The following is a 12,157-nucleotide window of genomic DNA, read 5'->3' as shown; positions in this document are numbered from 1 at the left end:
CCGGTTACTTTAAATGACTCACTGTCGTTAAAACGGTGATCGTTACGGTAGTGGGATCCGACTCTGTAGGATTTAAAGCGGGCTGTGCAACACCAGTGCCATAATCAAATAAAACCGTCGAACGTTTTTTCAGATCTTTTAATCTTACACTTTTCATAATTTTTTAGTTTATTTATTAAAAATATAATTACAAAAGATTCCGATCTATAAAATTATACCAACAACAGTTTGCTATATATCAACGACAAAGAAATTAATCTATAAAACGATGTCATCAATCAAGTCCGGTTTTACTCCACCGCTTTCCGTTCACCTGGCAGGCTGGGCGGCTTTGATAGTATACGAGATCTCGATGTATTACTTCGTGTTCTCCACCTTTTCCAGCGTTTCCCGCTATGCAACTTACTACGGGCTGAACATTAGTCTCTTCTACCTCCACGCTTACGGCCTCAACCTTGCATTTGATCAGCGGAAACTACCGTATCTGCGGGCAGCCGGATGGGTCCTGGCGGAAATACTGCTCTACGTTGTCGTCAACAATCTGCTTGACCAGCTAATTTATAGTAAGACAGGTCCCGTTAAGTTCCTCGATTTTAAAAAGAACTTCATCAGCCTTCCCTTCTTCCGAGGTATTTATATGATGGGATTGAGCACCCTCTGCTGGGCCTTCGTCCGGATGATCAATTACCGGAAAACCGCAATGGAAGCCGAACGACAATCCCTTATCAGCGCTAAACAAAACGCTGAGCTGGAAAGAAATCTCGCTTTGTCACAAAACGCCTTCCTGCAACAGCAGATCAATCCGCATATGCTGTTCAACTCCTTGCATTTTATACAGGCCAATATCAGTAAGCAATCAACCCGGCTGGCCTCGGAGGGAGTAATGCTCCTGGCCGATGTCATGCGCTATTCCCTGGAAGGAGCTGATCCGTCCGGTTATACCACCCTTGAAAACGAAATCGAACAAGTAAAAAATATTATCAGCCTGTCCGCCCTGCATAAGGACGGGCGTCAATACCTGGACCTGGATATCAGCGGAGACTTCAGTTCCGTTAAAGTACTACCGCTTTTACTAGTCACGCTAACAGAAAACGTCCTCAAGCACGGCGATCTTTCAGATCCGCGGGATCCGGCAAACATCAGGATCTCGATTGACAAAAACCAGCAATTAAGTTACATCTCCTCCAATAAAAAGAACGAAATTCACAAGCCCGGCTACGGCCTTGGCATCGGCAACACCCTGACTCGCCTTGAAACCGCCTACCCCGGAAAGTATCAGTTCGATACCAGGCAAGCCGGTCAATATTTTCACTTAACCCTTAAACTATCACTTTTACCATGAACTGCTACATTCTTGATGACGAACCGTTTGCTATCGACTACCTGAAAAACTTCATTGAAAAGACTCCCGGGCTGAAACTTACCGGCACGGCGACCGACCCGGCTGTAGCCATGCAGGAAATTACCGGGGACTGCCCGGTCGACCTTACGTTTGCGGACGTACAGATGCCCGGCATCAACGGGCTGGAATTCGCCGCTATTATGGAAATCTACACCGCCGTCATTTTCACCACCGCACACCGTCAGCATGCTTTTGAAGCCTTCGAACACAATGCCATTGACTACCTGTTAAAACCCTATTCCTACGAACGATTTTTAAAAAGCGTCAATAAAGCAAAGCGCTACCTCCGGGAGTCGCCCGCCCAGCGAAGCGTCGGGGAACAGTTTATTTATGTCAAGGCAGGGCAGAAAGGCAAAATCAACAAAGTCCAGCTTGCCGATATCGTCTACATCGAAGGGGCTCTTAACTATATAAACATCCAACTGGAAAGCAGGAGCATTATGACCTACAGCTCCATGGAATCAATTTTCCGTGCGCTACCGCCGCAACACTTTTCCAGGATTCATAAATCGTTTATCATCAACAACAACGCAATCGTCAGCGTTGAAAAAGGCCAGGTAACGCTTCGCGGTAAAAAGACCCTTAACATTGGCCGGTCTTACAGCGAAGCCTTTTACAACTACATGGATTCCTTCCGGCCTAAAGACAAAGGGCAGACAGGTGATTAAGCGGCTCCCGCTGATACGGCAAGCTCTCCTTTAAAAAACTTATGATAGTGGTAATAAACAACCATTTCCTGCTTGCGCTGATCGTCCACAAATAACCGGTTAAACTGCATATGCAGGATATCCGAGAGAAGTTTCCATCGCCGTTTCCGGTTCAGCCGACCAGAGCGTTCAGCCAGTTTGCCTGCGCTATCCATCACCTGTTGACGATAACCAAGCAGCCCCAGCGAACGATAGAACAACGGATCTGCCAGCAGCCGCTTAAGCCCGGGCCGCAATTGCCGGAATTGCCTGTCCAGGCTGATACGCAAATGCTTTTCCCGCGAAAACTCTGCGTAAAAGCTAATCGACAACTGCCCAAGAAAATTTAGGCGTTCCTCGTCCGAAGGCAACATCAGCGTCAGCAAATCACGCAGCAGGACAAAAGCCAGGCTATGATAAGCCGCAGCGGAAGGCACTTTTTGCAACCTGCTGATATAAGCCGCTGTCAGGTTACTTGATGCCATAAACAATTGTTCGATGCCCTCTATAAGCCTGACGGAATAACGCTCGATCTCGGGGCGGTACGTATCGGCCTGGTAATCGTGGATCAACTGTGCATTCAACTGATTGGAAACCCTGCTCCGAAAAAGACTTAAGATTTCTCCAAGATTATCCCCATTGAGCAGCACACGCAGGCGAAGGTGATAGTCCGGCGAATTATAACGGATAAAAAACCAACCGGCAATGCGGTCTTCCCGCTGAAGGCGCTTCAGCAAAGGGAAAAAACACCCGACCAGGATCTGGTTAGACATCGAAGGCGTACAAAACAATTTTAAAAACAGCCACCGGCTTCCCAGAATAAAATCTTTGGGCCTGCGAACCGTGTGATCGCTTGTTTGCTCACCCTCGTAGGTAACCTGCCTGTTTCCCAGCACGGCAATAAACTGATTGGCCATCGCCCCTTTAGCATTACCCGTTATATCCGCTGCCGGCCCGAAATGTTCTGTCAACTGGATATCACCCCTGGCAGCAGCCATCACCTCCCCGAAAAATTCCGCTTCCTCCGGCCGGTTGAGATCAAAAACCAGTTGCTGGTCAAACCGTGCAAAAGCAACTTTATCCGGCAGACCGAGATTCTCCCTGAGCTTGCCAATCGAACTATTTTTCATCGATTCGGCTTTTAACAGCCATTGCGCGGGCGAAATAATCGTCTGCCCATACTGCACACGCGGATAAAAATTCAGTCCCGGGAACAACGATTTAAAATCAAAACTGAAATTCCATCGCAAACCCTGGTATTGCAGATCACATAAAAAACGGAATACCGAAAGACTGTTTTGCGAATAATTATAAGCGCTCGACAGCCGCGGAACCACTATCTTATTGCGGCTAAGCGACTCCAAAACCACCTTTCCCCCAGCCACCGAAACCGCCAGATCACTCAGAGAGATAACCTGGGCAGGATCTTTCAGCGATACCGCATTTACCGGAATTTCATAATCGTAATAACTCCCCCTTCGGTTAATATTGTCCGCATGCGCATCCGATAGCTGGCACAACTCAGCAAACAACACCCCCGGATTTTGCTGCTGCTCCCACCGGGCGATCTCCTCACAATAACGGCCGATACCCGGGCATGTATGACCGAACCTTCCCAGCAACGAAAGCGACGAAGCTGCGCCCGCCGAATCGATAAGCAGCCCCTCACGGGTCCTGCGGAATAATACGGGGAAACTGGGCGGCAAACGCTCTTCCACAGCGTCGTCGCCCAGTACCTTCAAATCCTCTTTCGTCAATATCAGCGGTACCGACTTATCCGCCTGTGCAGCCCATTTACCAAGCAATAATTTATGCGCAGCAGACCAGCGCAGCTCCCCCGACCGGTCCTCAGCGGGACGAAATTCCAAATCCTCCAGCAGCGCGCTGCCGCCATGCTGGCGGGCAAGCCCGCTGTAATCAATTCCGCAGTCCGGATCCAGCGCCTCCAAAAGCGGTATTTTACGCTGGTCAAAACGCTGCCGGAAGCGCCTCACGAAATCCTTTAAAGCATGGGCGTCCCCGGCTGGCGGCGTCAGCGCCTTTAAGCATTTCAGCGTCCCTGCTAATTCTTCCTGTAAAGCACCTCCTACAGGCGGCAGCTCATAAGCCCGCTCCAGCACTGCATAAAAAGCACTGCGCGAAGCGGGCACTTCACCCGCAAGTTCTTCCAGCCTGCCACCTGCGTTCATGAGAGACCCCAGATCGCAACAGTCGTCTTCCCGCAAGCCCCTGAGCAATGCAGCCAGCTCCCCCGCCATTTCATTTCCCTTCATCTCAGCCGCCGAGACAAGCCGCTCCAGGTAATCCGCTCCCGTCAAATTAGGCGCCAGCGAACTCATCACAATCGTACTCTGCCGCAGAAATGCCGCGTAGTCACGGGCATCCGCTTCCGTGCAACCCGTAAAATCCATCAGCCAGCCGATCAATTCCGACCCCCTTCGCGGCCTTTCTTCCATCCAGCGGAACAGCGAAGCCGACAACAAATTAGTTTCCAGCGATTCCATACGGAACCGTATCTTCTCCGAAAGATTCGTTCGCACAAAACGATGCTGTCCGCCGCTGGTATACAGCACCGGATTAAGTTGCCAGACGATATCATCAAACCGTGCCGCCAGCAGCATCTCGGCCAGGTGCAGGCTGACACCCTGGTCCGGCAATACGTGCAGTTTGTAGCCCGCTTTGACATCCTCATCTCTTTCCTGATTCTCCCAGCCAACCAAACCTACCGCGGCAAAAGCCCCGTAGGGCGTTGGCCTGAAACACATCCGGTTAACATATTTACGAAGCGAAAAAGTCTCCTTTTTATTCAGGGAAGCCGCGACAAAGGAACGCCGTTTCAGCACCCGGTAAAACTCCGGCGAGGCCAGATAAACCGCCAGACGGAAACGCGGGTCATCCAAAAAGCCCTGCAAACCGGTTTCCCTGTAAGAACTGCACGAGTAATACGGTGTACGCAGCACCAGCTGCTCAAAAAATTTCAAATCAGGCATGCAGACAATTACGTATCAAATAAATCACAAAAATTACAAGGGGTATGAAACTGGTAAAAAGCCATAACCACCTAAATCATACTGTTAAGCCAGCCCCTTACTGCGGAACTTTAGTCCATGACCACAGTTCAAGTCCGTCAGCCGCCAAGAGCAGGAATTCTTTTCATCGGCATAACCCGGTTCCTGCTCATCCTTCTTTTCGTTTATACAGCCACCAGCAAACTGCTCGACTGGAAAGATTTCCAGTACCAGCTGCACAACCAGGTCTTTCCTGATCCTATAGCCGGGGCGCTGGCCTACCTGCTTCCTGCCGCTGAGCTTATTACCGCCTTACTATTAACCCGACGGCAGACCCTTTCCCATGGGCTGGCTTGTTCCCTTGGCCTCATGCTCGCATTCAGCATTTACACCGGCCTGGTACTCTTTCATTTCTTTCCCCGCGTTCCCTGTTCCTGCGGAGGCGTACTGAAAGCAATGAACTGGCAGGTACACTTTATTTTCAATATCGCATACCTGCTGCTCACCATAGCGGGCACTATACTTTACTATAAAAAGGAGGTCAGACCCAACGGATAACAAGCAATAACCGGCTTAGCAGGGATCAAACGCCTCTGATAAGCCCCGGGATGCCGCCACCCGGTCGCAAGGCGGCAATAGTCCAACAAACACTCATTTAAATTTAACATCATGAAAAAACCATCATTCAGTGCTCTTGCAGCACTCATCCTCGGCCTCAGCGCCGCCTTCGCCTTCAAACCAGCTGAAAAAAGAGCAGGAACCGTGTATATCCGTGATGAAAATTACAACTGGCAGGCTTTCAGCAACCAGCAATGTGAAGCTGCCGACGACGCCTGTAAGGTTCGTTTTCCCAGTAATTACACCCCGGTTAACGGCCCCAGCAATTATGCTTCGACCATGAGCCACGCAACGGAAATCGTCACCAATAACGGCCAGCTTCAGTAAGCGAAAGCTCCGCAGCACCCCTGCGGAGCTTTTCTTGCCTAACGCGGATTCTGCTCCAAATTATTCTGCTGCAGCTCCGCTGGTGGTATCGGAAAAACATACCGCGGATCATCCGGCGGCAGCGTATATTCAGCCCCGGCAGTCATCCGTCGCAGTGTCACCGCGAAATCCTTCTCCAGGTTATACCGCCTTAAATCCGTCCAGCGGATCCCCCGGTTTATCAGCTCCTTCCGCCGCTCGGACATCACCAGCCTCAGCGCCTGTCCCGCATCCGCTGCCTGCAAGCCTGTAAACGTCCCCGTCTTATAGCGGGTCTTCAGCAGCGTATTCAGATCGGTCATCGCCGCCTGCCCATCACCCAGGCGCGCCGAAGCCTCCGCCCGGTTCAGGTAAATTTCATCTGTCGCCAACCCCGTAAACAAAGCCCTTCCACCCGAATAATTCCCCTTAAACTGCACCTTACCCAAGGCCTTTGTTACAAAAAAAGCCTGCCTGCGCAGATCATTCGCCCCATAAGAACGGTACAAAAGCGAATCGACAAACGTCGTCGAGGCATTGAAAAAAGAGTAGCCCACCGAGTTATTGTAAAAAGCAATCTCCTCCCGCTGGTTAGGCAGCGGCACCGGAAACGTATAGGTCGCCGTAAAATTCAATGTATTAAAGTCCGTCAGCTGTGAATTAAAGCCAAGAGCTTCCGAAGCCGCCGCCCGCGCCGCAGCATAATCCCCCATCACCAGGTAAATGCGAGACAGGAACGCAGCAATCCCTGCCTTTGAAGGATGCGTGAGCACCGTACTGCGCTCCGGCAAAAGACCTTTCGCCTCCGCCAGGTCCGCCAGCACCCGGTCATACACCGCCTTCAGCGTACCCCGCGGCGGCCGGACGTTCACATTCGAACTCAGCGGCATCGGTATCCCCGGCCGGCCTTCATTGGCCGGTGAATACGGCACACAAAACAACTGAGCCAGGTTAAAAAACGCCCAGCAGCGAAAAAACAGCGCCTCACCCTTCACCTGGTCGAAGCGTTCCGCATCTTCCGGGCGGTTAACCCCGGCCAGCCCGTCCAGCACAATATTGGCATAAAGCACCTGCTGGTAAGGCGTATTCCAGTCCGGCGACAGCGTGCTGCCCTGGTAAATATCCGCAAGCCAGGGATACGCATTGCGTTCCAGCGCCGTCGAAGACGGCAGGCCGCTTTCATTATACAGATCATCCGTCGACAGCGAGCTCAGCCCCCCGCTCAGGTTCATCAAATCATTATTATTCAGCAACTCCTGGAAATCATCCAGCGTTGTGGGCACCAATTGCGATTTGTCCGGCTTCTCGTCCAGTACATCCTTATTGCAGGATCCGCACAGCGCCAGAAAAAAAATCAGCGCCGTAAAAAGTAGTAAGTTCTTCATGATTTAAATTTTTCATTCAATTAAAAATCCGCTTTCAAACCCGCCGAAAAGCTAAACGGCGGCGGCCCGCTCTGGTAGTCCGGATCAAGGCCCGTATCATTTGCCTGCCAGAGAATACCCAGGTTATTGGCATACAGGTACAGCTGCGCCTGCGGAAAAGGCAGCCAGTCCATCCGCTTCTTATCCAGCGTATAAGACAAGTTCACATCCTGGAACCGGATATGATCCCCCTTCTTAACCAGCACCGAGGAATTGATATAGAACCAGTCCCGGTTATAGTCTATGCCCTCCGGAAGACCAGGCACCGAAGTAAGCGACTCATCACCCGGCTTCATCCACCGCTTCTCATAATCCCCGTTGCTGCCCTGCCCCGAAAGCACATCGCTGTACACCACCGACTGCGTCCGGATATAATAACCCAGGCGAAAGCTGATATTCGCCGACAGCGAAAAACCCTTAAAAAGAAACGTATTGCGAAGCGCACCGAAAGTCGCCGGACGCGCCGGCCCGTTATAGTCCATTGCCGTTACCGGCGTATTGCGGATCGCCGCGTAGTCCGTGCTCAGCTGCCCGTCAACAGTACCCTGCGGTTGCCCTGTCTGCCCGTCCAAACCCGCCCAGGGATAACTGAACACTGAGTAAAGCGGCTTTCCCTTTACAGGGGCAAAACTGAACACGTTTGAAGCCGTCGCCTGCTGCGAGTAACCCGTCACCTCATCGTGCTGAAAAGTCAGCACCAGGCCGCTATACCACTTGAATACCCCATCCAGGTTCCGGGAATTCAGCGTCAGCTCCAGCCCGCTTCCCGAAGTTGAAGCATAATTCCCTTTAAACGAAGTGATCCCCGACGACGGCGGATACGGCGTCTGCCCGATCAGGTCCAGGCCCCGCTTCCGGTAATAATCGATACTGCCCCCCAGCACACTGTTCCGCAGGTTAAAATCCAGCCCCACGTTCCAGGTCCGAACCCTCTCCCAGCGCAGATCCGGGTTCGGCGGATTGATCAGCCGCGCATACGGCAAACGCGTCAGCGTCGTCGTTCCATTTTCATAAGCCGCAGTCGGATAAGCCGACAGCGAGTTATCCACGTTCCCGTTTTCGCCCAGGGAAGCCCGCAGCTTCAGGTAAGGCAGCCAGGCCAGCTTAAAAAACGGCTCATTGCTCACATTCCATCCCAGCCCCACCGAATACAGCGGCACCCCCTTCTGGTTCGTATTCACGCCGAAGATATTCGACTGGTCAAAGCGCAGGCTCCCCGAAGCCGTATAGCGGTTATCAAACGTATAAGCCCCGTTCGCATAATACGAAAGGTTCCGCAGCGCCGCCCCTCCCCGCTCATCCAGGTAAACCAGCTGCTGGGAATCATCGTAAGGATCCAGAAAAGACGTATACATCCCCAGGTAATCCACTACCTGGGCAGCCTCATGCGTGACATCATAGCCGTAACTGCGCCATTGCACACTGCTGCCATCCGACTGCCGCCGCTCATATCCCACCAGCGCCGACACCCGGTGACGTCCCCCCAGCACCCGCTCAAAATCAAGCTGCGCCCGGAAGTTTTGCTGCAGCGTCTCGGTGCTGCTCTCATCCAAAATCCCGCCCAGCGGCACCGGCCTTATCAAGTTGCCATCCGCATCCACCGCCGTCAGCCGGTTAATCTCATTACGCGTATAATACGTCCCCTGAGCCTGCAGATTCCTGCCCCGCAGCTCGTCCCGGCCATACTGGTACAGCAGCGAACCGTTCAGCCCCGGCAGCACATGCCAGGTCAGTCCCGCATTCACCAAATAGTTCAGATCCTTCAGCCGGTTATCCGACAATCCTACCTCCTCATACGGCCGGTACGACCAGTCCAATAATCCCTTGCTGGCGGCATACGCCGCCGCCTCCGGCCGGATCGTCTCCACGGCAAGCGCCCTGCCACTGCCATCCACCAAATCTGCATATGGATAAACCGAATGATAATTCGGGAACGTCACCTGCGCCGCACGGTTCAGCTCATTGCGGCTTCCCGTATAATAAAGGCCCGTCTGCAGCTCCAGCTTATTCTTAAAAAACCCATACGAATAATTCCCGTTCACCGTCACCCGGCTATAGGAATTACCCACCTGCTGGTAGCGGTTATGATCATAGCCCACCGACAAGTTAAAGCGCTGGCCGGCCGTACCGCCCGACAGGCTCCCCGCATACTGCTGGAGCAGCGCCGTCTGGTAAAAATAATCCCGCAGGTCCGTCCGCGTATCCACCCCGAGCAGCGCGTCGATCCGTGACGATACCTCCGAAGCAGGCATAACCCCGTCCCGTCCCGCGATCAGCAGCTCCACCACTGGCGTCAGGCCCGGGTAGCCCGGCGTTTGTTCCAGCTCCTGGTAATAACCCTCCCCAAACAGCTTCTCCTCCATATCGATATAATCCGAGGACGACATCTGCGGCACATAAAACAAATCCGGCCGCCGGGCCACCGTCACATTCCCGTTAACCGATAATTGCGTGCGCTGGTTATAGCGCCCCTTCTTCGTAGTGATCACAATCACCCCGTTACCCGCCTGCGCGCCCCAGATCGAAGCCGCCGCCGCATCCTTCAACACCGTAACCGACTCCACGTCATTCGGATTGATATTATCGATATCCCCCGTATACGGGAAATTATCCAGCACCACCAGCGGATCCCCCCTGGCAAACAGCGTACTCTGGCCCCGCACACTGATCCCCGTCCGCGAAGCATTCACCCCCGCCGTACCACCCACACCCCGGTTAAACGACACACCCGCCGCAAAATCCTCCATCCGGTCAATAATTCCCGTGCTCGTGCGGTAATTCAGCTGATCCTTTCCGATAGCCGAAAACGCACCCGTCGTCCGCTCCGGCGACAAACGCTGGTAACCCGTCGACACCACCACCTCATCCAGCATCCCCCCATTCTCCTCCAGCACAACACGCAGCGAAACCAGCGAACCCACCGGAACCAGCTTGCGGCTAAAACCCACGAACGACACCGCCAGCGTATCCGGCAGCAAAACATTCAACTTAAATCCGCCATCCGCCCCGGCAGACACCTGCTGCCCCGAACGGCGCGAAACAACCGTCGCCCCTGCAAGCGGCCTGTCAGAACCCGCCCGGAGCACCACGCCCGAAAGCGTCTGCTGCGCCACCGCCGGAACACCAGCCAGCAGCAACAGCCCATAAAAAACAAGGTATTTTTTCATCAAAAAAGGTTTGATTGATTGATATAAATTGATGCAGATTGAACCTAATCACATCAATAACTACTAAAAAATTATTCAGACCGCTTAACCGGCGAAGCACTCAAGGAACCCGCCCCGTCCCGCAGGACAAAAGTTTCCAGCACCGACGTACTTTTCACCAGCTTCAGGTCGTACGCCGCCAGCGCCTTATTGGTCGCCTCCAAATCCGACAGCAACACACCCAGCTCCATATCCACCGGGTGATCCAACCCCGTCTGGTTCACCACCCGCAAACCCAGCTTACTCATCCGCAGCGACAAATACGCCGTAAAAGCATCCAGCCAGAAATTCCGCAACACCACCGAAGCCGGCTTAAAGTCATTCACCGGCTCTGCCTCCTTATCATGCGGCAGCAGCTTATCCACCGAAGAAGTCCGTACCAGCGCCAGGCAGGGAACCTCCTTCTTTTCGATAAAAGGTTTATAAGGAAAGAACCGCGCAAGATCCGCCTGCATCATCCGGTAACCCTCCGCCGCCATCGAAGCCGGCAGCAGCAGCTCATAACAATAACCGCCCCCTTTACGCAGGAAATCAATATACTCCAGCCCCACCTTCCCGCTAATCACCCTGGCGGAATCCATTGTCTCCACCCGCGTATTAAAAGTTTGGAATCGCAAAGGATTTCCCCCGCAGTACGCCAGCCAGTACAGATTGATCAGCGAACAATTATGCGCCGTAATCTTCATCCGCACACTATCCACCAGGATACTCGATCCCGAACCCAGATGCTCGCTAAAGCCCGTCAGCAACGAATAATAATCCAGCCTGCCCGCCTCACCCCCGTTCCCTGAAAGAAACAGCGGCCGCTTATAATCATACGGCAGCAGCTCGACATCCTTCAGATCCTGCACCTTAAAACGCCCCTTTTTAAACGCCTCCCGCAGACCCGCATCACTCACCGACTGGGAGAACGTCCGGTACACCCCCGCCGAGTCGATCCACACATAATGCGGAATCGTATTATGCGGAAACATACCCCCCAGCTCCGAATCCGATACTACCCATGGCACCACGCTACCCTTCCCCCCGTTATAAGCCTTAAAAAACGAAGCCACCTCCGACTCCGTCTGCGACGTCACCGTCACAAACTGCACCTCCGAACCATACCTCTCCTGCAGCGAATCCACCAGCGGAATCCGGCTCACACAAGGACCGCACCACGACGCCCAGAAATCCAGCACCACCAGCTTCCCCCGCAACCCCGACAAGCGAACCACCTTCCCCCCCGCGTCCCTGAACAACGCCACATCCGGAACCCGCTCCCCTATCCGAACCCGTCCGGCGCCATAGACCCGGCAAACCCCAAGCACCGAAAACAGCTGCACCAGCACCACCGGAACAAACAATAAAAACACACGAACAACCCAGCCCAAAGGCCAAAGCCCGCCCCTAACGAAATAATTTGATTTCATTTTAAAAAACTAAACAGTAAAAAACCAAGGATTAAAAGATGCCGCCGGATAACAAG

The 12,157-nt window shown here is 53.1% G+C and carries 9 protein-coding genes; 4 read left to right on the top strand and 5 right to left on the bottom strand.

Going from position 1 to position 12,157, the window contains the following annotated elements; translation table 11 throughout:
• Nucleotides 1-4 precede the first annotated feature (4 nt).
• Nucleotides 5-157: a hypothetical protein gene (locus GS399_RS05190; protein ID WP_160843537.1), complete on the bottom strand. Its 153-nt coding sequence runs from the start codon at nucleotides 155-157 to the stop codon at nucleotides 5-7.
• Between the two features lie 111 nt (nucleotides 158-268).
• Between GS399_RS05190 and GS399_RS05185 the strand changes: the two genes are divergently transcribed.
• Entirely contained in the window at nucleotides 269-1,342 is a 1,074-nt protein-coding gene (locus GS399_RS05185) for a sensor histidine kinase (RefSeq protein ID WP_160843536.1), read from the top strand.
• Nucleotides 1,339-2,070 carry a LytR/AlgR family response regulator transcription factor gene (locus GS399_RS05180; protein ID WP_160843535.1) on the top strand — a complete coding sequence of 244 codons (732 nt, stop codon included), beginning with the start codon at nucleotides 1,339-1,341 and terminating at the stop codon, nucleotides 2,068-2,070. Before GS399_RS05185 ends, GS399_RS05180 begins: the two co-directional genes overlap by 4 nt.
• Here GS399_RS05180 and GS399_RS05175 read toward each other — a convergent pair.
• Nucleotides 2,067-5,078, bottom strand: a complete 3,012-nt coding sequence (locus GS399_RS05175) for a lantibiotic dehydratase (RefSeq protein ID WP_160843534.1) — start codon at nucleotides 5,076-5,078, stop codon at nucleotides 2,067-2,069. The genes GS399_RS05180 and GS399_RS05175 overlap by 4 nt on opposite strands.
• Before the next feature lie 117 nt (nucleotides 5,079-5,195).
• Here GS399_RS05175 and GS399_RS05170 point away from each other — a divergent pair, with 117 nt between their 5' ends.
• Complete coding sequence (locus tag GS399_RS05170) at nucleotides 5,196-5,654, top strand: MauE/DoxX family redox-associated membrane protein (RefSeq protein ID WP_160843533.1); 459 nt, start codon at nucleotides 5,196-5,198, stop codon at nucleotides 5,652-5,654.
• 111 nt (nucleotides 5,655-5,765) lie between these two features.
• Nucleotides 5,766-6,041: a DUF6520 family protein gene (locus GS399_RS05165; protein WP_160843532.1), complete on the top strand. Its 276-nt coding sequence runs from the start codon at nucleotides 5,766-5,768 to the stop codon at nucleotides 6,039-6,041.
• Between the two features lie 38 nt (nucleotides 6,042-6,079).
• On the opposite strand, the gene GS399_RS05160 is transcribed toward GS399_RS05165, so the two are convergent.
• The 3 genes from GS399_RS05160 to GS399_RS05150 all read right to left on the bottom strand — a co-directional run bounded on the left by GS399_RS05160 (nucleotide 6,080) and on the right by GS399_RS05150 (nucleotide 12,101).
• Nucleotides 6,080-7,444 (bottom strand): RagB/SusD family nutrient uptake outer membrane protein, encoded by a 1,365-nt coding sequence (locus tag GS399_RS05160; RefSeq protein WP_160843531.1) that lies wholly within the window; start codon nucleotides 7,442-7,444, stop codon nucleotides 6,080-6,082.
• A 20-nt stretch (nucleotides 7,445-7,464) separates the two neighbouring features.
• Entirely contained in the window at nucleotides 7,465-10,650 is a 3,186-nt protein-coding gene (locus tag GS399_RS05155; protein ID WP_160843530.1) for a SusC/RagA family TonB-linked outer membrane protein, read from the bottom strand.
• A 71-nt stretch (nucleotides 10,651-10,721) separates the two neighbouring features.
• Complete coding sequence (locus GS399_RS05150) at nucleotides 10,722-12,101, bottom strand: TlpA family protein disulfide reductase (protein ID WP_160843529.1); 1,380 nt, start codon at nucleotides 12,099-12,101, stop codon at nucleotides 10,722-10,724.
• Nucleotides 12,102-12,157 lie beyond the last annotated feature (56 nt).

The organism is Hufsiella arboris (assembly GCF_009834875.1).
Taxonomy (GTDB): Bacteria; Bacteroidota; Bacteroidia; order Sphingobacteriales; family Sphingobacteriaceae; genus Hufsiella_A; species Hufsiella_A arboris.
This window is presented reverse-complemented; position numbering and strand designations above follow the sequence as displayed.